We start from the raw sequence: 24,326 nt of genomic DNA, 5'->3' as shown, positions 1-24,326 counted from the left end.
GAATTCATGTTTCGCTTGATCCAACTGACAGATTTACATATTGCCCCACTCCCTGCCCTCAAGTTGAGCCAACTATGGGGAAAAAGACTGACAGGCTGGTTAAACTGGCACAAAGGGCGGCACCGTGTTCATAACAGAGACATCCTTGAACAGCTCATTCATGCCGTTGTCGCACAGAAAGCTGATCATATCGCCTGTACGGGAGATACAACCAATCTCAGCCTGCCTCAGGAATGGATAACCTCTGCCGACATCCTGAAAAAACTGGGAAACCCGGAAGATGTCAGTTTTGTACCTGGCAACCATGATGCCTATGTTGAAGGCGCTCTTGAAGGGCTGCTTGAAACAGTCAGGCCTTATGTGCTTGGCGACAGCGCGCAGGATATCCATTTTCCATATGTCAGACGTCGCGGCAAGATTACCCTGATTGGTTTATCATCCGCTATCCCGACACCGCCCTTCAAAGCCTATGGTCAGCTGGGTTCAAAACAGCTACAGGAACTTGAAAAGCTCTTGTTGGAATTGGGTCAGGATCATTCCTGCTGCAGGGTTATCATGATCCATCACCCACCCTTGATCGGTGGCACCAGCCCAGCGCGCGAGTTGAAAGATTCCGCAGCCTTTGAGGAGGTTATAAAAAAAGCCGGGGCTGAGCTGGTCATCTATGGTCATAACCATCGAACCAGCATTGCGCATATCGCAGGCCCTCAACAGGCGGTTCCGGTTATCGGCGCCCCTTCCGCATCGGCAAGCAAAGCCGATGCAACCCATCGTGCAGCCTACCACCTCTTTAAGATAGAAGATAAAGACAACGGCCATGTCATCACGCTGGAGCGCCATGGGCTTGATGAGACAGGTCATGACCTGCTGCTTGAGACACGTCAACTAACGCCAGAACGCCAATAAAAAACCGGAGCCCTCTCAGACCCCGGTATTTCAAAAATGTAAAGGCAGCTTACTTCTGAGCCATAAATGCCTCAACCTGTGCACGGGTTGGCATTGGCGCAACGGCGCCCTGCCCCAGAGTTGAAAGTGCGGCGGCCTCATTGGCAAAAGCTGCTGCCCGGAATGGATTATGATCTTTAACCCATTCAGTCAGGAACGCACCATCGAACACATCACCGGCACCCGTTGCATCAATCGCATTCACAGGGTGGGCCGGAATAACCTGCACCTCAGATTTTGTTGCAATCATTGTGCCTGATTTACCCATTGTCAGAGCAACAATAGAGCTGCCGTTTTTCAAATAGAACTGGCAAATATCTTCAGGTTTATCGAGACCTGTCAGCTGTTGGGCATCATCCATTCCCGGCAGGGCAATATCCGCAAGGCCAACTGCTGCATTAATAACAGCACGCGCCCGGTCCAGATCCCATAACCTCAGACGTAGGTTTGTATCATAACTAACCGTTACACCATTACGGCGTGCATGGTGGATTGCGGCAAAACCGGCATCGGCACAAGAGCCGGATATGGCCTGACTGATGCCTGAGACGTGCAGGATTTTTGTATTCTCAATTGCTTTCAGCGGAAGGTCTGCCGGGCCTACAAGGCTCGCAGCCGAGCCTTTACGAAGATAGGTAAAGATATGTCCCTCTGGGCCATAGCTGATAAAATAAATGCCGGTCCGTGTTCCTGGCCGAACGACAACCGTTGAACGATCAACACCTTCCTTATCCCAAAGCTCCAAAAAGTCTGAACCAAACTTATCTTCACCAAGATGGGAGAATACCCCTGTCTTTGCTCCAAGACGGGCCGCTGCAATGGCACAGTTGGAAACATCACCACCAAAGCCCGGCAGATAAAGGTTATCTTCACCACGCTTGGTTTCAGCAAGTTCCATGAGAGGTTCACCGAAGGCGAGAATATCAAGTTGTGCCATAAATCCACTCCACTTGGTCGTATCTGTGAATACTAAATATCAGCTCCTTACAGATATATCACTTATAACACAGTTATGAAACCTGCTCCTGCGGTTGAATGTCCCGGATGCACATCCCCTTGATCTAAAGCATAAACAGGACAGAGAAAAACACCTTGAATACAAAGGGATATCACAGCATAATCCCTCTATTATCTTTTCTGGAGGCCTCTATGTTTTTTGCGATACCAGCCCCCATCATGCCGACAATTTCTATTGCAGTTTCAAATGATCTTTTTCCGGTACATCGCATCTACTGCGTTGGCCGCAACTATGCTGCCCATGCAAAAGAAATGGGACATAACCCAGATAAAGAACCACCATTTTTCTTCATGAAACAGGCTGACACAGTCCTATCCGTTCCTGACGTGGAACAGGCAGAACTGCCATATCCTTCTATGACGGAAGACTACCACCATGAGGTTGAATTAGTTGCAGCCCTCGGCATTGGTGGAAAGGATATTCCCGAGAATGAAGCTCTTCAGCACGTTTTTGGATATGCGATTGGTCTTGATATGACCCGCAGGGACAGACAACAGGAAGCCAAGAAAAACAATCACCCATGGGAGATTGCCAAATCTGCCGATCATTCCGCCCCAATTGGCCCTCTCCATCTTGTTGGAGATGTCGGTCATCTTCATGAAGGGAGCATCTCCCTTTCTATTGATGGGGTCGAAAAACAAAAAGGCAATCTAAATGACATGATCTGGTCTGTTGCTCAGCAAATTTCATATCTGTCCCGCTATTTCGAATTAAAACCGGGAGACCTTATCTTCTCCGGAACTCCGGAAGGTGTCGGACCTGTCAAAAGAGGACAGTCGCTCTCGGCCAGTATCGAAAAGCTTGGAACAATTAATCTAAAGGTTGTCTAGCTTGTAAACTTTATCTGGAAAAACAGGTTGCTAATGATGTGTTTTTCTATGTTTATACAAACAACGTGCTATCAAATATAATCTTTGCCGCTGATACTCATCTATTATCAAGCGGCGTCTTCATTGAGAGAGGGATATAATGAGCTTCAAGAAAGTGCTTGGTTTAGCTTTGATCGGCGCAACAGCCCTTCTGACTCAGGCAACAGCTCAGGAAAAGAGCATAAAGATTGCACTTGAGGGGGCTTTCCCTCCCTGGAATACCACTCTTCCAAGTGGTGAGATGGCAGGCTTTGAAGTCGAGCTTTCACGTAATCTTTGTGAACGCATGAAGATTAAGTGCATATTGGTTCAGCAGGATTGGGATGGCTTGCTGCCAGGTCTCTCTCTTGGAAAATTTGATGCTGTCATGGACGGCATCAGCATTACGGATGAACGCAGAAAAGTCTTTACCTTCTCCATTCCATACGCTCAGGAACCAAACGGTTTCATTACAGATAAAGATAGCCCACTGGCAAAACTGCCTGGCGATGGCAAAATCTATAATCTTGATAAAAATGAAGCAGAAGCCATCAAGATTATTGATGAGCTCAAACCTTATCTGAAAGGTAAGACGCTGGGTGTCCAGACATCGACAACCCACTCCCGCTTTATTGAAAAATATATGCCGAACTTTGCAAATATTAAGCAATACAAGACAACGCCAGAGCACGATCTGGATTTGGCAGCAGGCCGGGTTGATCTGATTATTGCTGACCGCAGCATTTTCAGGGCTTCGTTAGAAACACCAGCCTTGAAAAACTTCAAGCAGACAGGTCCGATGTTTGTTGGCGGTATTATCGGCAGTGGTGTTGGTGTCGCTTTTGCAAAAGGCAACGATGAACTTAAAGCCAAATTTGATCAGGCTATCAAAGAGGCCATTGCGGATGGCAGCATGAAAGCTCTCTCAGAAAAATGGTTCAAGGTCAGTAACACACCAGAACTCTAATCACTCTCCATGCCTCGGGCAGATAAACAGCATGCTCGGGGCAATGTAAAAGCAATAAATGGGGTACATTCACCAAGCATTGCCATTAAGGAGCCTGTTCATCTATGACAGGCCAGAAAGTGAAGGTTGAGCATGACGTTTCTTAAAGTGATCAGTGTCGCAACAGCAGGCTTTATCGCTATTTGTGGCACAGCAGCTGCTCAGACAAGAACGGTAAAAATTGCCAGTGAAGGCGCGTACCCTCCATGGAACATCACACAGCCAGATGGAAAGCTCGGTGGCTTCGAGATTGAACTGGCCCAAAACCTCTGCGAGCGCATGAAGGTAAAATGTGAGATTTCCGCTCAGGAATGGGATGGCCTTATCCCAGGCATGAACGTTGGTAAATATGATGCGATCATGGCCGGCATGAGCATTACTGAGGAACGTCTGAAAGCCATTGATTTCTCCATTCCATATGCCCGCGAACCAAATGGTTTCATGGTTGAAAAGGGTACCAAGCTTGCAGATATGCCGGGTGCCGGCAAGGTCATCAATCTTGATAAGGATGAGGCTGAAGCCATTAAGGTTCTGAACGAAATCAAACCCCTTCTGAAGGGCAGAACACTGGGTGTTCAGATTTCGACAACCCATTCTCTGCTTGCTGACAAATATCTGAAGGGCGCTGTTGAGGTTAAACAATACAAGAGCACCCCTGAGCATGATCTCGATCTCTCGGCAGGTCGCATTGATATCGTTCTTGCTGATCGCAGTACCCTTGATACATCTCTGGCCACTCCAGAACTCAAGAACTTCACACATGCTGGCCCAATGTTTGTCGGCGGCGTTGTCGGTAATGGTGTTGGGGTCGGTCTGCGCAAGGGCGATAAGGAACTGAAAGCCCTTTTCGATGCTGCAATCAAATCGGCAATTGAAGATGGAACGGTTCAGAAGCTCTCTGAAAAGTGGTTCCACGCAGATAACACTCCAAGAGACTGATTATTTTCACGCTTCCCGCCTCTTGTGACACCCGTTACAGGAGGCGGGATTTCTTTTTTTGAAAAACGAATGACTTCTGGCCTTTTTCGTTATAGATGCTTATTGGCCTATGAGGAAAAGGGAACACACCTTCAAAGATGGAAACCATCATCGGATATATAACGGATATCATTACCGGATATATCGAATTGATATTCGGGGCGAATGGCTGGATTGGCATGTTGCTGTCTGGTGCGGGAATGACGATTCTCGTCGCCATTGGTGGCTTTTGCTTTGGTGGTGTTGTCGGTTCATTCGTTGCCTGGGCAAAGATTGCAGGCGGCACAACGGCCCGTACAGTAGCCAATATTTATACAACCATCCTGCGTGGCGTTCCTGATCTTCTGATCATCTATCTTTTCTATTTTGGTGGTTCTGCACTCCTCACCTCCATCGGGCAGATGTTTGGAAGTAATGCCTTTATTGGGCTCCCATCCTTCATCACCGGTGTTATGGCACTGGGTATTGTATCGGGGGCCTATCAGGCTGAAGTCTTCCGCGGCGCCTATAGTGCCTTGTCCAAAGGTGAGCTGGAAGCAGCAAAGTCTGTCGGCATGCATCGTAACCTGATGTTTCGCCGCATTATTGTCCCGCAGGTTCTGCGCTATGCCATTCCCGGCCTTGGCAATATCTGGCAGCTTATTCTGAAACAGTCAGCTCTGATCTCCGTTACAGGATTGATTGAGCTTTTATTTGTCTCCCGTATGGCTGCCAGTGCCACACGTATGCCATTCCCCTTCTATTTCACGGCTATTGTTATTTATCTGGTTATCACAGCTGTCTCAGGGTGGGGCTTCAAGAAAATGGAACAACGCGCCATGCGCGGTGTGAAGGGGGCATAAGTCATGACCTCCGGCATTTTCCCTACGTGGTTTTCAGACGAGTTAGATTTCTATCTCATGATTTTCAGCAAGCTGCTTACAGGTGTTCCAACAACCCTGCAGCTTGCAATCTATTCGGTCTTCATGGGCTTCTTCTTCGCTCTGTGCCTTGCACTGATGAGCCGTTCAAAGATAGGCCCAGTCTCTGCCCTTGCCCGCGGATATATCTTTACCTTCCGCGGCACACCAATGCTTATTCAGCTGTTCCTGATTTACTATGGCATGGGACAGTTCAGACCATTCCTGCAAGAGATCAATCTCTGGTGGTTCTTCCGCGATGTCTATTATTGCGCAATCCTTGGCCTGACGATGAATACCGCCGCCTATGGCGCAGAAATTATCCGTGGCGGCCTGCAATCAGTTCCCCATGGGCAAATTGAAGCGGCAAGAGCTGCCGGCATGTCTGGTTTCACGCTTTATCGCCGCATCATATTCCCGATTGCACTTCGACAGGCATTACCCGGATATACCAACGAAATCATCCTGATGATCAAGGACACCTCGCTGGCCTCACTGATCACGCTTGTCGAGATTACACAGCTGGCGGACGGCCTTCGTTCCCAGACTTTTAGGCCGGTTGCTGTTTACACATGCGCCGGTGTCATTTATCTGCTGATTAACTTTGTCGTGACCTGGTTGGTCGGAAGAGCCGAATATCGCTTAAATCGGCACTTGCGCCCCATCAAGGTAGCGACTGTATGACGTTTCAAGGAGCATCTCTTGCCTTCTTCATCTGACAATGTGGCATTAAAGGTCAGTGGCATTCATAAAAGCTTCAACGGGAATGAAGTCCTGAAAGGGATTTCTCTTGAAGCTCACGAGGGTGATGTGATCTCAATTCTTGGGTCTTCCGGCTCGGGGAAATCGACATTTCTGCGCTGTATCAACCTGCTGGAAACGCCGGATGCAGGGGATATCTGGATTGGTAATGAGCACATCAAGCTACGCCGCAACAGCAAAGGCATGATGCAGCCTGCTGACCCAAAGCAGATTGATCGTATTCGCTCACAGGCTGCTATGGTCTTCCAGAGCTTTAATCTCTGGTCCCACATGACTATCCTCGAAAATATTATCGAGGCACCTATTCATGTGCAGAAGCGCCCACGTCAGGAATGCATTGAAGAAGCAGAAGCCCTACTGGCCAAAGTTGGTATCGCAGATAAGCGCGATTTCTACCCATCTCACCTGTCCGGTGGACAGCAGCAGCGTGCCGCAATCGCTCGTGCTCTTGCTATGCATCCTCAGGTCATGCTGTTCGATGAACCGACATCCGCCCTTGATCCAGAACTCGTTGGTGAAGTTCTGCGTGTCATGCGTGGCCTTGCTGAAGAAGGCCGCACCATGCTTGTTGTCACCCACGAAATGGGCTTTGCCCGTGACGTCTCCAACAAAGTCATCTTCCTGCATCAGGGACAGATTGAGGAACAGGGCAATCCGAGCGAAGTCTTTGGCAATCCAAAGTCCGAACGCTTTAAGCAGTTTATTTCTAACAGCCGGTAATCTTAAACGATTACCGGTTTAGCCACCTGCTTGCCCACTTCAAATACACGCTGATATCGCTCAATTTCAGCCCGCGGCCCCATGGCTTTCGTCGGGTTGTCGGACAGTTTTACTGTCGGGCGATCATCTGCGGATATGACTTTGCAGACAATTGAGATCGGGTCGAGTTTACCTTCTGGGGCAAAACCGCGAAAATCATTGGTCAGCAAAGTGCCCCAGCCATAACCGATACGCATACGGCCATGGAATTTCTTATGAATGGCCCGGATTGTATCGACATCAAGTCCATCCGAGAAAATCGCAAGCTTCTCTTTCGGGTTCTGACCGCGAGATTTCCACCAGGCAATCGCCTCTTCACCACCAACGAAGGGGTCTTTCGAGTCGATACGGATGCCTGTCCAGTTTGCCACCCACTCTGGCGCATGCTCAAGAAAATGCGTTGTCCCGTAGGTATCTGGCAGAATAACCCGAAGGTTACCTTCGTAATCCTGCTGCCAGTGCTCCAAGACCTTGTAAGGAGCCTTAAGCAGCTCCTCATCATCATTGGCGAGAGCCGCATAAACCATTGGCAGTTCATGGGCGTTTGTACCGGCCGCCTCAACTTCACGGCGCATCGCGATCAGGCAGTTTGAGGTTCCGAGGAAATGACTGCCAAGCCCTTCACTCATCGCCTGCACACACCAGTCCTGCCACAGGAAACCATGCCGACGGCGCGTTCCAAAATCACTGATGCTCAGATCAGGCAGTTCACGTAAGCTTGTAATCTTCTCCCATACACGCGCCATGGCACGGGCATAGAGAACCTGAAGCTCAAACTTACCCATATCTTTCAGGACACTACGGGAACGAAGTTCGTTGAGAATGGAAAGTGCCGGAATTTCCCACATTGTGGTTTCAATCCACGGCCCATGAAATGTCAGGACATATTCACCATCACGCTTTTCAAGCAGATATTCAGGAAAACGGAACTCTTCCAGCCAGTCCATAAATTCAGGCGAAAACATCTGGCGTTTGCCATAGAAGGTATTACCCCGTAACCAGGTTGACTCACCCGGCGTCAGACGAAGAGACCGCATATGGTCAAGCTGTTCGCGTAATTCACCTTCATCAATCATCTCCGCCAACCGGACTTCCTTTGTCCGGTTACGAATACCGAACGTGACCTGCACATCCCGCATTCTGCGAAAAATGGTTTGCGCCATCAAAAGCTTGTAGAAGTCTGTATCCAAGACTGAACGAACAATCGGATCAATCTTCCAGGTGTGATTATAGACGCGGGTAGCAATGTCGACCATTGCGAACAGTTCCTTCTTTGTTACGGCCTGCTCATTAAAGCATTTTTTCCCTAAGGGGAAATTTCCCGTGTGAAGCTCCTACAGGCTTAAAGCCCATATTGCACCATAACCAGTTACGTATCCTTAAAATTGTAACAGAACACCATACCCAGCATTCATAAATATAAGCTATTTGCGCCACAGCGAAGACAGCTTATAAAAATCATATATATCCGTTAGATAATAAAACACCCCTCAGGGATAAAAGGAAGGACTCCCCAGTGTCGATATCCAAAGAGCAGATGCTCCAGGCTTTAGCGCATATCAAGACACCAGTAACAGGTGAGAGCCTTGTTGCTTCGGGTAAGCTATCGGACATCATTATACAGCCACAGGGTCAGGTGATGTTCTCAATTGCAATTAAAGCACCTGAAGCATCCGTATGGGAACCCGTCTGCAGACAGGCAGAAGCTGCGGTTAAAGCTCTTGGTGTCAGTGAGGTGTTTGTTAGCCTGACAGAAGAAATCCCGGCGGGTTCACATCAAAAAGCCTCTGCGCAACCCAAAGGCCCCGCGTCGCGCCCGTCAGTCAAAGCCAGTCAGCCCGTTGAAGGTGTAAGGCATATTATTGCCGTTGCCTCGGGCAAAGGTGGTGTTGGGAAATCAACAACGGCAGCCAATCTGGCCCTTGGATTAAAATCTCTTGGCCTCAAGGTTGGCATTCTGGACGCCGATATTTATGGCCCCTCAGTCCCAAGATTATTTGGGCTCACTGGCAAGCCAGCAGTCAATGCTGATAACCAGCTTGTGCCCTTAGATGGCTACGGCCTCAAAGTCATGTCGATCGGCTTTCTCGTTGATGAAGAAGCCGCCATGATATGGCGCGGCCCAATGGTTATGTCCGCCTTAACCCAGCTGTTACGGGACGTCGCATGGGCAGAACTCGACGTACTAGTCATCGACATGCCGCCCGGAACGGGGGATGCCCAACTGACCATTGCCCAGTCAACACCCCTATCCGGCGCAATCATCGTTTCCACACCACAAGATCTCGCCCTGATAGACGCCCGTCGCGGCATCACAATGTTCAAACAGGTGGAAATTCCAATTCTTGGTCTGATTGAAAACATGGCGACCTTCATCTGCCCTCATTGCGGACAGAGCTCTCACATCTTTGGCCATGGCGGTGCACGCGATGAGGCGGCGAAGCTCAACGTCCCCTTCCTTGGAGAGGTTCCGTTGAATATGACCATCAGAGAACTCTCTGATGCAGGTCGCCCGGTTGTCATTGCTGACCCTGATGGCCCCCATGCCAAACTTTACAAAGATATGGCACAACAGGTCTGGAATTCCTTATCCTCCGGCAATAATCGCAATGCGCCGCGCATTGTTATTGAATAACAACATACGATGCCAAAACTTCCCGAAACAGCTGGCATTATTCTGGCCGGCGGTCGCTCAAGCCGCATGCAAGGATCAGACAAAGCCTTGCTACCTTTCGGGAAGGTGACATTCATTGAGAACGCCGTCATCAGACTGTCCCCTCAGTGCCATCTGATTCTTATCAGCAGCAATAGCGAAGATACATCGTTCAGGCAGTTTGACTGCCCTATCATCAATGATGGCCCTTTCTTGGGCCGCAGTCCGTTAGCAGGCATATACGCAGCAATGAGCTGGCTTGGGGAGCATCGACCGGACATCCAATGGCTTACGAGTATCGCCGTTGATACGCCATTCTTCCCGGATGATTTTGTGAGCAGACTCCACGAAACTCAAAAAACTTCGGGCAAGCTTGCCGTCATGGCAAAATCCGGAGGAAGACAGCATCCGGTCAACAGCCTATGGTCCGTTAAGCTTATTTCGCAACTGAAACAAACCTTGACTGAAAACAGTCACCTGAGCATCAGCCGTTGGTTGCAGGAACGTGATTGTGCAGAAGCTGTCTGGGATCACTCACCCATTGACCCATTCATGAATATCAATACCCCAGAAGAAAAACGGGCTATAGAACAATTACTCAATAAATCGGCTCATTAATCAGTCAATTTTCTGAAGATGAAACCATAATCTTCCATCTTCCTGATACTGTTTAAGTAATACGGCCCCCTGTTCACGGGCTGTATTTGGGATATCAATAACAGCCATTGGATCTGTACAGATAACACGCAACTCTTCCTTTGCCTGCATCTGTATTAGCTTCTTTCTCACACGAAGTGCAGGCAAAGGGCATTTCAGCCCTGTCAGGTCCAGAACAGGTTTATCTTCCACAGGTCCCCACAAGTCATTATCAGTGAGCAAAAAGAACAGGCAACTGTGCTTCATACAGAATTGTATTTGTCGCGCCACCAAAAATCATCTGGCGAAGTCTGCTCTGTGTATAGGCACCTTTGATAAGCAGATCACACTTCTTATCCATGGCTGTTTTCAAGATCATGTTTCCGTATTCTTCAGTCACAGTATCCAAGAACATATGCTCAGCCTTAATGCCACTAATATTGAGCATACGCACCATTTCTTCTGCTGACGGACCACCGACATTCCATCCATGAATACCAAGTACCGTGACGTGCTTAGCTTTCTCGAGCAACGGCTTTGCAAATGCAACAGCACGCGCCGTTTCACTGCTGCCATTCCAGGCAATCATTATATGCTCATTCAGGCTGTGCACTGGTTCTGGTGGGATCACCAGAACTGGGTGTCCACTCTCGAATAAGGCAGATTCCACCGTTGTAATACGCGGAATAGGTTCTTTAGTACTTGGACGACCCACAACCGTAATATCAAAGCACCGCCCTTCGGCACCCAGCATCGTATCCGTCGTTGGTCCTGCCGGATGCCATTGCCAGCACAAACCATCAGGTTTGTCTTCGGCACGGGGTATTTTCTTGGCTGTAAAGTAATTTTCAAAAGTCTGGCGAGAGGCCTCAGCCATTTCTTTACGAATTTCATGATCCCAGACAGAAGGCAGGCCGACAGCAACATCCATGATCGGTACATCAGGCAAATCAACACCAATGGCTGCACCTTCAATATAGCTATCGAAGAGCTTGGCTAAGGTAACACTCGCCTCAAAAACATTATGTATCAAACTGTGCTGTTCAACAGGTACGAGAATGGTTTTCATAGCTCTCCTCCCTTAAGAAAGCTCCAGCCTTATGGAATAGCCAGAACCTTTCACGTGCTCATTAGCTGCTGCCGTAGGCTTCTTACCGCAGCCCCCTTTCATTTCGGGAGCTTTTCCATTGCAACCATATCTGACTTCCGAAGAACGAGCACCAGATCATTTATCCCTCTCCTGCTGTAACCTCATCTTGGGATATAACGTGGGGCAGCATGTCTGAGTTCCGACAAGTGCATAAAATTTCACGATTTATCTCATATATTTGTCACAGACTGCCCTTTTTTACGCCTTATTTACGGGGCTTAATAGCCCTACCAAAGAGGAGAGACCCTTGGGGCAGTGAAAGCTGCCCCATTTTTTTTTACACACACCTCAGAAAAATAATCTCAAAATATCCAAATGCGGATATATGGCATTTAGGTGTGTTTCTTTAGCAACAATACGTTATTTCCCGTACAAAATGTCGCACTAGGTCTTGCACATTCGAATAAGAGCGAGTGAAAGATATATTTATGTGAATCATCCCAAGCGGTTTGCAATTGGTAACAAGGCTCGTTCTTCAGCCTGTTACTATAGTTCAAACAGCTGTATGAAAGAGAAAAGCTTAAAATAATGTCTATCAGCCGCTTTGCTGCCCTGGCACTTCTTGCCCTACCGCTCGCTGCCTGTCAGCCAAATGTTCCTCAGGAATCCATGACAGACCCTCAGGATGCTACTGAGGCAGATATTGCCAGATGGTATATCGGCACGATCCCTGATGATCCTTTTGATATCCCACAGGTTGATACCAATCTTCTCCCAGAAGAAATGGTTCGCCAGACCGTCAAGTATAATGGCTCAGAACAGGCTGGAACAATTGTTGTCGATATTGACAGCCGTCATCTCTATCTGGTTCAGAACAACGGAACAGCCGTACGTTATGGTATTGGTGTTGGTAAGCAAGGCTTCAGCTGGAAAGGCGCAGCTCGCGTTGGCCGTAAAGGCGTCTGGCCAAACTGGAGCCCGACATCAACAATGGTAAGGATTAAGCCTGACCTGCCACGTCACGTCAAAGGTGGTCTTGATAACCCTCTCGGCGCACGTGCTCTCTACCTGTATAATGGCAACGTCGACACACTCTTCCGCATTCATGGCACGAACGAACCATGGAGCATTGGACAGGCCGTTTCATCGGGCTGCATCCGCATGCTCAATCAGGACGTCCTTGATCTCTATCAACGCGTTGAAGTTGGCGCTCCTGTTATCGTAAAGCGGACAGGAAAAAGAGTTGTAGCAAACGCTGAGTAAGTATAAAGACACGCTGAATTGAAAAAATATTCCCCGAAAGTCATTTTTTAATGATTTTTGGGGAACTAAATCGTAAGCTTAACGTTATCGGTGTATGAAGGTTTTCATGCAAAAGGATCGAGAAATGAGGGGTAGGAATTTGCACAATTCGCAAAAAAAATCCGAGTCTCCTGTTCTGCTCGACAAAAAGTTGCGTGACCCTTCGCTTCCCGAGCCTACGCTGGATCAGACTTCGCAAGACCGTATTGGTTCTGAACTCAGAGCCATGTACTCAGATCTTGCCAGTCAGCCTATTCCCCAGCGTTTCCTTGATTTAATCGGGAAGCTCGGAACCACCGAGGACGATGGGCATGGCGAATAAGAACGAAATACGCGAGCCTCTGCTAAGGGCAATCCCAAGTTTACGTGCATTTGCAATCTCCCTCTGTGGCGATATGGATCGTGCAGATGATCTGGTTCAGGATACGCTTGTCCGGGCCCTTGCGAATGTTGAGCGCTTTGAAGCTGGCACAAATCTGAATGCTTGGCTTTTTACAATCCTGCGCAATCTTTTTCATTCTGAATACCGCAAACGCCGCCGTGAGGTTGAGGATGTTGATGGCGCCTATTCGGATACTCTGACCAGTTTGCCAGAGCAGGATGGTCATCTTGACTTTGAGGATTTGCGGGTTGCACTTACACAGCTCCCAGCGGATCAGCGTGAAGCCGTGCTACTCGTCGGCGCTTCCGGGTTTTCTTATGAAGAAGCCGCATTGATATGTGATTGTGCCGTCGGAACAATCAAAAGTCGCGTTAATCGTGCAAGAGTTCGCTTAGCAGAGCTAATGGATATCTCTGATACATCTGATTTATATTCTGACCAGCTTTTAAAAAGCTCATTTCAGACGGGCTCCTTTGCAAACAGAAGCCCTATTGGAATTGGCTAAAAGCATAAAATCAAAATAAAAATCTATTCTCCTCAATCATTACAAGAATAGATTTATCAAATAAATTATTTAGTCTTTTCAGACTTGTTATTCTTCCCCTCCTGAATAGCAAGTTCCACTGCTGCTATACAATTTTCTAATTCAGATATTTTTGTTAAAGTATTATTTGTTGGCAAAACATCTGCTTCAGATGAAACTACAATTAGACGCCTCTGTTCTGCTTTTAAGCGATCTAAAAAAATTTCAATCTTATTCATTTTATCCCCATTGTCTAATAAAGAACCGACGGTTATCTATATCCCATATTTTCTAAAACATACAACCATAATTAGACTACAAAATAAATCATAATCAATTATGTCTTTCTATTAAATATAACATAATTACATATATAAAGTATTTAAAAAAATTTTCTAAAATTATTAATTTTTGAAATAATATTTTACTCAACAATATCCCTTTAAAAATACCCAACCTGCTACCATTGTTTAGGTTTGCAGATGGCAACCTTAACGGCTGGCAAGGGTTATCTCTTTGAAGGAAGTCATTCGAAGGAAGGTTACCATGACCCGTGATATGGACCTCTTCAAAGCCTATACAGAGTCTTACGAACAACGCCGTGAGACTGAGATGTCTCTTATGGAATATCTAGAGGGCTGTCGGAATGACCCGATGATGTACGCATCAGCCCCGGAAAGAATTCTTGCCGCTATCGGAGAACCAGAGCTGGTGGATACCTCCAAGGATACACGTCTTGGCCGGATATTCATGAACCGGACAATCCGCGTCTATCCTGCATTCTCTGAATTCTTCGGAATGGAAGAAACGATTGAGCGTATTGTTTCCTTCTTCAGACATGCAGCCCAAGGATTAGAAGAAAGAAAGCAGATTCTTTATCTTCTTGGCCCTGTCGGTGGCGGTAAGTCATCATTGGCAGAGCGCCTTAAGGCATTGATGGAGATTTACCCCATCTACGTCCTTAAGGCAGGTGATGAAATCAGCCCAGTATTCGAGAGCCCTCTTGGCCTGATCAACCCCGAACAGATGGGTGACCTTGTCCGTGAGCGCTATGGCATCCCTTTACGCCGCTTATCCGGACTGATGAGCCCCTGGGCTCTCAAGCGTCTTGATGAATTTAATGGCGATATATCCCGCTTCAGAGTTGTCAAACTCTGCCCATCGCGCCTCAGGCAGATTGCAATTGCCAAGACAGAACCGGGTGACGAGAACAATCAGGACATTTCCTCCCTGGTTGGTAAGGTTGACATCCGCAAGCTTGAACGCCTTCCCCAGTCTGACCCGGATGCCTACAGCTATTCCGGTGGGCTGAACCGAGCCAATCAGGGTATTCTCGAATTTGTCGAAATGTTCAAGGCACCGATCAAGATGCTCCATCCGCTGCTAACCGCAACGCAGGAAGGCAACTATATCGGAACGGAAAACATTGGTGTCATCCCCTTCTCTGGCATTATCATGGCCCATTCAAACGAAGCCGAATGGGTGACATTCAAGTCGAACAAAAACAATGAAGCCTTCATTGACCGTATCTATGTAATCAAGGTGCCTTACTGCCTCCGTGTTACGGAAGAAGAAGCGATTTATAACAAGCTGGTCAGAAGCTCAGAACTGGCAACGGCACCATGCGCCCCAGGCACACTGGAGATGCTAGCCCGCTTCTCTGTTCTGTCGCGTCTGCGTCAACATGAAAACTCAAATCTGTTTTCGAAGATGCGGGTTTATGATGGTGAAACTTTACGTGAAGTTGATCCGCGAGCCCGTTCCTTGCAGGAGTACAAGGATGTTGCAGGCGTTGACGAAGGCATGGATGGTATCTCAACCCGCTTTGCATTCAAGGTACTCGCGGCAACCTTCAACCATGATACGACGGAAATTGCAGCGGACCCCGTTCATCTGATGTACGTACTGGAATCGACCATCCGTCGTGAACAGCTTCCTGAAGATATCGACAAGCGGTACCGTGAGTTTATCAAGGACGAGCTTGCACCGCGATATGCCGAGTTTATCGGCAATGAAATCCAGAAAGCCTACCTCGAATCCTATCACGATTACGGACAGAACCTGTTCGACCGTTATGTCGACTATGCTGATGCCTGGATTGAAGATCAGGATTTCAAGGATCCAGATACCGGCCAGCTTCTCAATCGGGACCTCCTGAATCAGGAGCTGACAAAGATTGAAAAACCTGCCGGAATTGCCAACCCGAAAGACTTCCGTAATGAGGTGGTCAAATTCTCTTTACGGTCGCGTGCCTCAAATAACGGGAAGAACCCATCATGGACCTCTTATGAGAAAATCCGTGAAGTTATTGAAAGACGCATGTTCTCTCAGGTTGAAGACCTCTTGCCGGTTATCAGCTTCGGTTCAAAGCGCGACAGTGACTCTGAAAAGAAACACGGAGACTTCGTCGAGCGCATGGTTGAACGCGGCTATACGGAGCGGCAGGTCAGACGCCTTGTCGAATGGTACATGCGCGTCAAACAGGCTGGCTAACTGGAGCCGCGATGAAAACAGATATCGCCCGTTTTGGGCGATATCATAAGAAGATTAAGGAGAGGCAGCATGTACATTATTGATCGCCGCCTCAATTCCAGCGGCAAGAGCCTTCCAAACCGGCAGCGTTTTCTGAGACGCATCCGGAGCGAAGTGCAAAAGGCGGTTCATGACCTCTCCAAGGAACGTAAAATCCGTAACCTTGAAGCAGAGGCAGAGATTGATATCCCAACAGATGGTATAAGGGAGCCCTCCTTCCAGAAGAAATCCAACTCAGGCTCACGTTCAGTTGTTCTGCCGGATAACCGACGTTATGTCGAAGGAGATACCATTCCTCGTCCGCAGGGTGGTGCGGGAGGCTCTGGCTCAGAAGGTTCACCTGATGGTGAGGGTGAAGACAGCTTCCGCTTTATTCTCACCAAGGAAGAATTCCTTGATCTGTTTCTGGATGATCTTGAACTTCCGGATATGGAAAAGCAGCGTGTTGCAATGATTGCCTCGGAAGCCCCCCGGCGTGCCGGATATGCAACTGATGGCTCACCTTCACGGCTTGCTATTGCCAGAACCATGCGGAATGCCATGTCACGCCGCCTAGCCCTGAGAAGGCCAACCAGTGGAGAGCTGGAGGCACTGGAAACACAAATCAACGAGGCTGAAGCAAACGGCCAGTATGATCTTTTGGCAAAACTACGGGAAAACTATGAGGCCCTTAAACTCAGAAGCCTCAGAATTCCGTATATTGACCCGATTGATCTGCGTTACCGGCGCTTTGAAAGCTTTCCCAAACCTATGGCGCAGGCTGTCATGTTCTGCATCATGGACGTTTCCGGTTCCATGACAGAACATATGAAAGACCTCGCCAAAAGGTTCTTCATGCTGCTCTATATCTTCCTGAGCCGCCGCTATGACAACGTCGATATTGTTTTCATTCGCCACACACATGAGGCAAGTGAGGTTGATGAAGAGACATTTTTCCGTTCAACAGAAACAGGTGGCACAATTGTTTCATCGGCCCTGGTGAAAATGCGGGAGATTATCGCCGAACGTTATGCCCCAAGTGACTGGAATATTTATGCCGCTCAGGCATCAGACGGTGACAACTCACCGGGAGATCATGTCTCCACATTGGAAACACTGGCGCAAATACTACCAAACTGCCAGCACTTCTCTTACATCGAGGTTTCAGAGCCTTTAGAGATGGCGACGGTCTACGATCATCAGACAAGTCTGTGGCGTAGTTTTACTGAGCTGGTTCCCTATGCCAGCAATCTGGCTATGCGCCGCGTTTCAAACCCGAATGATATCTATCCTGTTTTCCGTGATCTCTTCCTCAAACGCGGGATGAGTACGGAAAAGCAGACCTGACCGGAGGCCCGCGCCATGACTGCTGACCGTCTCCTCTTCCATAGTCCGGATTGGGATTTTCAAACAATCCAGCGCATTCATGATGCCGTTGCCGAGATTGCTCTTGGTGAACTGAAGCTGGATATTTACCCCAATCAGATTGAAATTATCACATCTGAGCAGATGCTGGATGCCTATGCTTCCACAGGCATGCCCCTCTTTTATAAACACTGGTCCTTTGGCAAGCATTTCACAGCCAGTGAAGCCAATTATCGGCGCGGTTTGATGGGGCTCGCCTATGAGATTGTTATCAATTCAAATCCCTGCATCAGCTACCTGATGGAGGAAAACACAACCACAATGCAGACTCTGGTTATTGCCCATGCTGCATTTGGCCATAACCACTTTTTCAAAAACAACTACCTGTTCAAGCAATGGACAGATGCTGAAGGTATTCTGCCCTATCTGGAGTTTGCTAAAAAATTCATTTCACAATGTGAAGAGCGGTATGGCCCGCAGCGTGTCGAGAAGCTACTGGATGCGGCCCACGCCCTGATGGCGCACGGTATCCATCGCTCACCCAGACGTAAACAGCCTGATCTTTTATCTGAGCAACGCCGGGAGCAGGAGCGTATCGCCCATCAGGAAGCCATATACAATGACCTGTGGCGCACAACCGTCTATAATGACGACAAGCAGCCAGTCAAAGATGTTGGCCTCAGCCAGAGGATGGCCTTGCTGGAGCTGCCACAAGAGAATATTCTGTACTTCCTTGAGAAGACAGCCCCCCGTCTCCAGCCATGGCAGCGTGAAATTCTACGGATTATTCGCCAGATTGCGCAGTATTTCTATCCGCAGCGCCAGACAAAGGTTATGAATGAAGGCTGCGCAACATATTGTCATTATCGTATTCTGACACGGCTGCATGAAAAGGGTCAGATATCGGATGGCTCTTTCCTTGAGGTCTTGCAGTCTCACACAAATGTCATTGCTCAACCGGGCTTTGAGCATCCGGCTTTTAATGGCTTCAACCCTTATGCGCTTGGCTTTGCCATGATGCAGGACATTGAACGTATCTGCAAAGAGCCAACTGAGGAAGATAAAGCATGGTTTCCGGAGATTGCCGGAACCGGCGATGAAATGGCTGTCCTGAAAGACATATGGGCAAACTACAGGGACGAGAGCTTCATTGCGCAATATCTCAGCCCACACCTGATCAGGAAGTTTAAGCTCTTCCAGATCACTGAAGATTCTGATGAGCCTGAAATTTCTGTCGATGCCATTCATAATGAACGTGGCTACAGAATGATCCGCCGCACTCTCTCCCGTCAATATGACATCGGTTGGCAAGACCCGGACATCAAAGTCGTTGACGTAGATCTGGCTGGCGACCGTCGTCTGATACTGCACCACAGCACTCTTCAGGGGGCATACCTTGAAGAGAATGGAACGCAGGCCGTGCTCCAGCATCTAGCTGATATTTGGGGTTATGATGTGCAGTTAAAAGAGGTCAGTTCAGTCAGTGGCGTTACATTAGGAGAGTTCACGGCGCATCCACGACCAACATTCCTTTAAAACAAAAAAGGCCTCCAAATGGAGGCCTCTTCTTTTTATGGACACAGGTTGCTTATTGGGCAACCCAGCCACCATCCATGTTCCAGGCAACGCCACGGACCTGATCACCAGCCGGGCTGCAAAGGAAGACAGCAAGACCACCGAGATCTTCAGGACGAACGAAAGCGCCGGATGGGTGCTTTTCTGCAACCAGATCATGGCTGGCTTCTTCAACCGTAATACCCTGTGCCTGTGCCTTGGCTTCGATCTGCTTCTGAACCAATGGTGTCAGAACCCAGCCTGGGCAGATTGCGTTACAGGTCACACCTGTACGAGCAGATTCCAGAGCAACAACCTTTGTCAGGCCAACAACACCGTGCTTGGCTGCAACATAGGCACTCTTCTGGACAGAACCAACAAGACCATGGGCTGAAGCAATATTAATAATGCGGCCCCAGTTCTTTTTCTTCATATCTGGCAGTGCCATACGGATTGTATGGAAGCAGGACGAAAGATTCAGAGAGATGATGGAATCCCAACGCTCAATCGGAAAGTCTTCAACATTGGCCACATACTGAATGCCAGCATTATTGACGAGAATATCAACACCACCGAATTCCTTATCAGCATAGGCGATCATATCTTCAATTTCGGAAGGCTTTGAAAGGTCTGCACCATGATAACCAACCTTTGGTGCGCCAGCTTTTTTTACAGCGGCAACTGCAGCATCGTGATCACCAAAACCGTTAACGATAATGGTGGCCCCCTCTTTGGCAAGAGTCTCTGCAATGCCAAGACCGATACCGCTAGTAGAGCCGGTAACAAGCGCGACTTTTCCTTTTAGCGACATTTTATGTACTCCTTGTTGTTGGCACGATGGCCAACAAGTTAGAACTTCTCTTTATTTGCAATACCCCGCACTTGGCGGGGTATTTTTTGTATTCTTATACAAGACCAGTCGTATAGTAGAAGCCGATCACGAAGAAAACAGCAAGGGTTTTAATGACTGTCACAGCAAAGATATCCTTATAGGATTCTTTGTGTGTGAGCCCCGTCACAGCCAGAACCGTAATCACCGCACCGTTATGAGGCAGTGTATCCATACCGCCAGATGCCATAGCGACAACGCGGTGCAGAACTTCCATCGGAATACCAGCCGCATTACAGGCTGCAATGAACTGCTCGCCAAGAGCTGCAAGCGCAATACTCATACCACCTGATGCAGAACCGGTAACACCTGCAAGGGTCGAAACACTGACAGCCGCATTAACGAGTGGGTTTGGAATGCCAGCCAGCATATCCTTCACGACGCTGAAGCCTGCAAGGGTCGCAATCACCGCACCAAAACCATATTCGGATGCCGTATTCAGACCAGCCAGCATCGCACCTGCAACAGCCTGCTTGCTGCCATCGGCAATCTTCTTGCTGATGGTTTTCCATGCAAAGATAACAATGAAGATGATACCTGTAAGCAATGCACCTTCAACAGCCCAGATACCAACAACGCTGGAAATCTTGGTGACCAGCGGGGCCTTCATACCCGGCATTGAAACCGTGTGGCTCTCGCCGTACCAGACCGGGATCATACGCGTCAGAACAAAGTTGACGATACCAATCAGGAAGAGCGGTGTAATTGACAGAATTGGGTTTGGCAGATCAGCTGTATCAACAGGCTCCGGCTCATTCACAAGCGGACCAGTGGCATAACCTTCACCCTTGGCAACACACGAAATACGGCGCCAGTTAAGGTAGGAAATACCGACAACCAGAACGAACAACGTACCAACAACACCAAGGATAGGAGCGGCCCATGTGGTCGTGCCAAAGAAGGTTGTTGGAATGATATTCTGAATCTGCGGTGTGCCTGGCAGAGCATCCATCGTAAACGAGAATGCACCAAGTGCCACAACGCCCGGAATCAGGTGCTTTGGAATGCTGTTCTGACGGAACAGCTCAGAAGCAAATGGATAAACGGCAAACACAACAACGAACAGTGAAACGCCACCATAAGTCAGAAGTGCGCAGACAATAACAATCACCAGAATGGCGCGATCTGCACCAATCCACTTGATAACTGCCGCAACGATGGACTTTGAGAAGCCGGACAGCTCAATCAGTTTACCAAAAACGGCACCGAGCAAGAAGACCGGGAAGTAGTTCTTCACGAAGTTGACCATTGCACCCATAAAGGTGTCACTGAACATCGGCGCAACAGATGATGGCGATGTCAGCAGAACAGCACCAAGAGCAGCAACAGGCGCCATAAGAATGACGCTATAGCCACGGTAGGCCGCAAGCATAAGGAAGCCGAGTGCGGCCAATACGATAATGAAATCCATGTTCTCCCCCCAGAGATGAGGTAGGTTTTTGAAAATGTACCTGAGGGGGATTTCACCCCTCAAACCAAGTCGGCGAACTTATATTTTTCTCACACTGAAAAATACCCACGCGAGCAGTTTTACTAGGTTTTTTAAAGCCTTAATTCTTATACTTTAGTATAGAAGGAACAGAAAATTATTCTCACAACAAGCTCGGGGAGAAGTAAAAAAAAGATGCCGCAGAGGAAATTCCCGATAAGAATCAAAGAAGAAGGTTATGCGCAAATCTATACTTTTGAATATTCATGCAGAAATTATTTCTGCAGGCATTTAACGACGCGTTGCATATCGTCAGGGATCGCACTTTCAAAGTACATGACTTCACCTGTTACGGGGTGTTCAAACCCAAGAACAGCCGCATGAAGTGCCTGCCTGCCTAATGTCTCCAAAGCCTCACGGGTTTCAGGCCGCAATTTACTGATCTTAGTCAAAAAGCCAGCTCCATAAGTCATATCCCCCAGAAGCGGGTGCCCGATATGGGACATATGTACCCTGATCTGGTGTGTGCGGCCTGTCTCTAACGTACAGCGTACCAGTGCAACAAACGGCTGCTCCTGCCCATCATTAAACGTCTGCTCGACACTATAATGCGTTATGGCAAAGCGTCCGCGACTGCGCTCTTCTTCCTCACCATCATTCTGTGACTGATGCCATTGACGGACAACCGCTATCTTCTCACGGTTATGCGGTGAACGGGCCAGTGGCGCATCAATCGTTCCTTTTTTACGATCAGGAGCCCCCCAGACAAGAGCAAGATACGAACGTTCAAGCGGTCCGGTACGACCATGATCAGCAAATTGTGCGGCAAGGCCCTGATGGGCACGGTCAGTTTTTGCCACAACCATCAAGCCAGTGGTGTCTTTATCAAGACGATGGACAATGCCCGGACGTTTAACTCCGCCAATACCAGAAAGGCTTTCCCCACAATGGTTGATCAGCGCATTGACCAGAGTGCCGGTTTCATGACCAGCAGCCGGATGTACAACAAGCCCGGCCTGCTTATCAATGACAATCAGCTCATCGTCTTCATAAATCACATTAAGCGGAATGTTTTCACTGACAGGCTCCGCAGCAACAGTCGGTGGGATGATAAGTGAGATAACAGCACCCGGGCCAACCTTACGCTTCGTGTCAGCCACAACAGCGCCATCAATTGTAACCTGCCCATCCTTAATCAGCCCCTGCAAACGATTACGAGACATATCAGGCAGAGCTTTCGCCAAGGCACGATCAAGCCGCTCTACGGCTTCATCCTCGGCAATCTGAACTTCCCTGACTTCACTCTCACTCACGCCTGTTACTCCACTGGCTCATTTCAAGTAGTTCGATACCCGCAATCACGCCATTGTGCAAACGCTTGTGGCACAAGCACCAGAGAGTTCCAGCTAAAAAAACAGAATTTATCTGATCTTGAGGCTTGCTGTGAAGCAGAATGACCGATATACCACCCCCAACGCTCCCTTCGTCTAGCGGTCTAGGACGCTGCCCTCTCACGGCAGAAACAGGGGTTCGAGTCCCCTAGGGAGCGCCAGATTTTCCGCCTTTAAGATTCTTAGTTATAGCCTCTGCCAAACAACCTCATTTGCCTATATAATATAATATTTTAAGTGGCACTTTTTCAAAATATCTAGCAAGATTGCAAGATTTTAAAGAAAAATAAGAGCCGAATAGGCAAGGTAACAGAACAATGGCAATTGAATATCAAAAACCGATTAATATAACACTTCTAGAACGCATTCAACGGATGCGGAGTTGTGCTACATATCTTTCAGGTCAAACATTTCAAACCGCCTTCCTAGAAATTAAAAATCAGTTTGAAATTATTCAACATTCGATTTTTGCAGAATCGATAAAAATTGAATTTGAAAAATTATTACGTTTATTAATTAAGATTGAGGAATGTTTTTTCACAACAGAAAACGAACAAAAAAATATATGACATAACTAGACAAATAGAGGTTAGTATTGAAAAGCTTTACAGAAAATATATAAGATTTATTTCTTCTTAAAATATGAAAAAAGACTCATCAAATCAATACCAACTCCCATAAAAGTTGGCTTTACAATAATAGCATCTGCAAGTGAACCGGGGGTTCTTCTATCTATTCTTTCAATAATTCTAAATTTTGAAATGGCAGTTTTATCGTAAATATCAGAAAAAATAGATTTAATTAAATTAACAACATCAGTTGGTGTGTCACATACCTTATTAAGAGGAATAAGTATCATATTCATTTCATCATCATGAATTCTATTATTACAATTATGCCAACGTGAATTTTCCATAAAATATCTTGGATGTCTGTTGGTTATGAGTATTGCAGGAAGTATATTTTTTGTACTTTTATTGTTAATATGATGCCATGATAAAACTTCATTCTCAAAATGACATCCAACACCTCGGATAATAACAGCACTATTTGCAGATGCTTCTTCTGCCATCTTAAAGAAATTATCTTTTAAGGTTTCACTTAATGGTTCTTTCCAACCATAATCCAATATATATATCCAATAATCTCTATTAGTGGAATCTGGTATGTTACTCAACGAGTGAACCATCAGACCCATAAGTTTATCCTTTTTCTCAAAACAGAAAAATACGATTATAAAATTACTGTTTATATTTATTTGTTTCAATTATTATTTTTATATTATCCACTCTCAACTCAGTAGTCATTTTGATCAAATATTCTTCAAATTGACTAAGAATTTATTATTTGCCGCATTAATGATGTGGCATTCTTGTAGCTATCTGC

At 47.5% G+C, this 24,326-nt stretch carries 25 protein-coding genes and 1 tRNA gene; 17 read left to right on the top strand and 9 right to left on the bottom strand.

The genetic code is table 11. The features are described from left to right. Nucleotides 1-6: 6 nt before the first annotated feature. On the top strand, nucleotides 7-906 hold the full coding sequence (locus WJT86_RS08410) for a metallophosphoesterase family protein (RefSeq protein ID WP_346337119.1): 900 nt from the start codon (nucleotides 7-9) through the stop codon (nucleotides 904-906). Between the two features lie 49 nt (nucleotides 907-955). Here WJT86_RS08410 and WJT86_RS08405 read toward each other — a convergent pair whose 3' ends face one another. Beyond that, entirely contained in the window at nucleotides 956-1,882 is a 927-nt protein-coding gene (locus WJT86_RS08405; protein ID WP_346337118.1) for a sugar kinase, read from the bottom strand. Nucleotides 1,883-2,094: 212 nt separating this feature from the next. Between WJT86_RS08405 and WJT86_RS08400 the strand changes: the two genes are divergently transcribed. From WJT86_RS08400 to WJT86_RS08375, 6 genes are all read left to right on the top strand, one after another. After that, nucleotides 2,095-2,793: a fumarylacetoacetate hydrolase family protein gene (locus tag WJT86_RS08400; RefSeq protein ID WP_346337117.1), complete on the top strand. Its 699-nt coding sequence runs from the start codon at nucleotides 2,095-2,097 to the stop codon at nucleotides 2,791-2,793. A 139-nt stretch (nucleotides 2,794-2,932) separates the two neighbouring features. After that, on the top strand, nucleotides 2,933-3,778 hold the full coding sequence (locus WJT86_RS08395) for a transporter substrate-binding domain-containing protein (RefSeq protein WP_346337116.1): 846 nt from the start codon (nucleotides 2,933-2,935) through the stop codon (nucleotides 3,776-3,778). 132 nt (nucleotides 3,779-3,910) lie between these two features. Then, on the top strand, nucleotides 3,911-4,756 hold the full coding sequence (locus WJT86_RS08390; protein WP_346337115.1) for a lysine/arginine/ornithine ABC transporter substrate-binding protein: 846 nt from the start codon (nucleotides 3,911-3,913) through the stop codon (nucleotides 4,754-4,756). 137 nt (nucleotides 4,757-4,893) lie between these two features. After that, on the top strand, nucleotides 4,894-5,637 hold the full coding sequence (locus tag WJT86_RS08385) for an ABC transporter permease (protein ID WP_346337114.1): 744 nt from the start codon (nucleotides 4,894-4,896) through the stop codon (nucleotides 5,635-5,637). A gap of 3 nt (nucleotides 5,638-5,640) precedes the next feature. Beyond that, nucleotides 5,641-6,378 carry an ABC transporter permease gene (locus tag WJT86_RS08380; RefSeq protein WP_346337113.1) on the top strand — a complete coding sequence of 246 codons (738 nt, stop codon included), beginning with the start codon at nucleotides 5,641-5,643 and terminating at the stop codon, nucleotides 6,376-6,378. Nucleotides 6,379-6,396: 18 nt separating this feature from the next. Then, the gene (locus tag WJT86_RS08375) at nucleotides 6,397-7,176 is read left to right on the top strand and encodes an ABC transporter ATP-binding protein (RefSeq protein WP_346337112.1); all 780 of its coding nucleotides are present in this window, start codon (nucleotides 6,397-6,399) and stop codon (nucleotides 7,174-7,176) included. Between the two features lie 2 nt (nucleotides 7,177-7,178). Here the strand turns inward: WJT86_RS08375 and pncB are convergent, their stop codons facing one another. Further along, nucleotides 7,179-8,471: a nicotinate phosphoribosyltransferase gene (pncB, locus tag WJT86_RS08370; protein WP_346337111.1), complete on the bottom strand. Its 1,293-nt coding sequence runs from the start codon at nucleotides 8,469-8,471 to the stop codon at nucleotides 7,179-7,181. 260 nt (nucleotides 8,472-8,731) lie between these two features. Here pncB and WJT86_RS08365 point away from each other — a divergent pair, with 260 nt between their 5' ends. Both WJT86_RS08365 and mobA read left to right on the top strand, forming a co-directional pair. Beyond that, nucleotides 8,732-9,850 (top strand): Mrp/NBP35 family ATP-binding protein, encoded by a 1,119-nt coding sequence (locus WJT86_RS08365; RefSeq protein ID WP_346337110.1) that lies wholly within the window; start codon nucleotides 8,732-8,734, stop codon nucleotides 9,848-9,850. A gap of 9 nt (nucleotides 9,851-9,859) precedes the next feature. Next, a complete protein-coding gene (mobA, locus tag WJT86_RS08360) occupies nucleotides 9,860-10,486 on the top strand; it encodes a molybdenum cofactor guanylyltransferase MobA (protein ID WP_346337109.1) in 627 nt (208 codons plus the stop codon). Here the strand turns inward: mobA and WJT86_RS08355 are convergent, their stop codons facing one another. Continuing rightward, the gene (locus WJT86_RS08355) at nucleotides 10,487-10,717 is read right to left on the bottom strand and encodes a sulfurtransferase TusA family protein (protein ID WP_346337108.1); all 231 of its coding nucleotides are present in this window, start codon (nucleotides 10,715-10,717) and stop codon (nucleotides 10,487-10,489) included. Nucleotides 10,718-10,736: 19 nt separating this feature from the next. Next, nucleotides 10,737-11,573 carry a universal stress protein gene (locus WJT86_RS08350; protein ID WP_346337107.1) on the bottom strand — a complete coding sequence of 279 codons (837 nt, stop codon included), beginning with the start codon at nucleotides 11,571-11,573 and terminating at the stop codon, nucleotides 10,737-10,739. A 609-nt stretch (nucleotides 11,574-12,182) separates the two neighbouring features. Here WJT86_RS08350 and WJT86_RS08345 point away from each other — a divergent pair. The 3 genes from WJT86_RS08345 (at nucleotide 12,183) to WJT86_RS08335 (ending at nucleotide 13,783) form a co-directional block, all read left to right on the top strand. After that, the gene (locus WJT86_RS08345; RefSeq protein WP_346337106.1) at nucleotides 12,183-12,857 is read left to right on the top strand and encodes a L,D-transpeptidase; all 675 of its coding nucleotides are present in this window, start codon (nucleotides 12,183-12,185) and stop codon (nucleotides 12,855-12,857) included. 139 nt (nucleotides 12,858-12,996) lie between these two features. Further along, entirely contained in the window at nucleotides 12,997-13,218 is a 222-nt protein-coding gene (locus WJT86_RS08340) for a NepR family anti-sigma factor (RefSeq protein ID WP_346337105.1), read from the top strand. After that, nucleotides 13,208-13,783: a sigma-70 family RNA polymerase sigma factor gene (locus WJT86_RS08335; protein WP_346337104.1), complete on the top strand. Its 576-nt coding sequence runs from the start codon at nucleotides 13,208-13,210 to the stop codon at nucleotides 13,781-13,783. Before WJT86_RS08340 ends, WJT86_RS08335 begins: the two co-directional genes overlap by 11 nt. Before the next feature lie 65 nt (nucleotides 13,784-13,848). Here the strand turns inward: WJT86_RS08335 and WJT86_RS08330 are convergent, their stop codons facing one another. Then, nucleotides 13,849-14,040, bottom strand: coding sequence for a hypothetical protein (locus tag WJT86_RS08330; protein ID WP_346337103.1), 192 nt, complete (start codon nucleotides 14,038-14,040; stop codon nucleotides 13,849-13,851). A gap of 307 nt (nucleotides 14,041-14,347) precedes the next feature. Here WJT86_RS08330 and WJT86_RS08325 point away from each other — a divergent pair, with 307 nt between their 5' ends. From WJT86_RS08325 to WJT86_RS08315, 3 genes are all read left to right on the top strand, one after another. Continuing rightward, the gene (locus WJT86_RS08325) at nucleotides 14,348-16,294 is read left to right on the top strand and encodes a PrkA family serine protein kinase (RefSeq protein WP_346337102.1); all 1,947 of its coding nucleotides are present in this window, start codon (nucleotides 14,348-14,350) and stop codon (nucleotides 16,292-16,294) included. Between the two features lie 69 nt (nucleotides 16,295-16,363). Next, a complete protein-coding gene (locus tag WJT86_RS08320) occupies nucleotides 16,364-17,659 on the top strand; it encodes a YeaH/YhbH family protein (RefSeq protein ID WP_346337101.1) in 1,296 nt (431 codons plus the stop codon). Between the two features lie 15 nt (nucleotides 17,660-17,674). Then, a complete protein-coding gene (locus WJT86_RS08315) occupies nucleotides 17,675-19,213 on the top strand; it encodes a SpoVR family protein (RefSeq protein WP_346337100.1) in 1,539 nt (512 codons plus the stop codon). A gap of 52 nt (nucleotides 19,214-19,265) precedes the next feature. Here the strand turns inward: WJT86_RS08315 and WJT86_RS08310 are convergent, their stop codons facing one another. The 3 genes from WJT86_RS08310 to WJT86_RS08300 all read right to left on the bottom strand — a co-directional run bounded on the left by WJT86_RS08310 (nucleotide 19,266) and on the right by WJT86_RS08300 (nucleotide 22,862). After that, complete coding sequence (locus WJT86_RS08310) at nucleotides 19,266-20,042, bottom strand: 3-hydroxybutyrate dehydrogenase (RefSeq protein WP_346337099.1); 777 nt, start codon at nucleotides 20,040-20,042, stop codon at nucleotides 19,266-19,268. A gap of 94 nt (nucleotides 20,043-20,136) precedes the next feature. After that, nucleotides 20,137-21,531 carry a GntP family permease gene (locus tag WJT86_RS08305; protein WP_346337098.1) on the bottom strand — a complete coding sequence of 465 codons (1,395 nt, stop codon included), beginning with the start codon at nucleotides 21,529-21,531 and terminating at the stop codon, nucleotides 20,137-20,139. Between the two features lie 293 nt (nucleotides 21,532-21,824). Continuing rightward, a complete protein-coding gene (locus WJT86_RS08300; protein WP_346337097.1) occupies nucleotides 21,825-22,862 on the bottom strand; it encodes an RluA family pseudouridine synthase in 1,038 nt (345 codons plus the stop codon). Between the two features lie 163 nt (nucleotides 22,863-23,025). Here WJT86_RS08300 and WJT86_RS08295 point away from each other — a divergent pair. Together WJT86_RS08295 and WJT86_RS08290 are read left to right on the top strand one after the other, a co-directional pair. After that, nucleotides 23,026-23,101, top strand: a tRNA-Glu gene (locus WJT86_RS08295). A gap of 156 nt (nucleotides 23,102-23,257) precedes the next feature. Then, complete coding sequence (locus tag WJT86_RS08290) at nucleotides 23,258-23,509, top strand: hypothetical protein (RefSeq protein WP_346337096.1); 252 nt, start codon at nucleotides 23,258-23,260, stop codon at nucleotides 23,507-23,509. Nucleotides 23,510-23,565: 56 nt separating this feature from the next. Here WJT86_RS08290 and WJT86_RS08285 read toward each other — a convergent pair whose 3' ends face one another. Further along, a complete protein-coding gene (locus WJT86_RS08285; RefSeq protein ID WP_346337095.1) occupies nucleotides 23,566-24,138 on the bottom strand; it encodes a hypothetical protein in 573 nt (190 codons plus the stop codon). Nucleotides 24,139-24,326: the final 188 nt, after the last annotated feature.

Origin of the sequence: Hohaiivirga grylli, from assembly GCF_039655745.1 — a bacterium.
Classification (GTDB): Bacteria; Pseudomonadota; Alphaproteobacteria; order Rhizobiales; family Beijerinckiaceae; genus Hohaiivirga; species Hohaiivirga grylli.
Note: the sequence above shows the minus strand (reverse complement) of the source record. Positions and strands in the feature narration are given on the sequence as shown.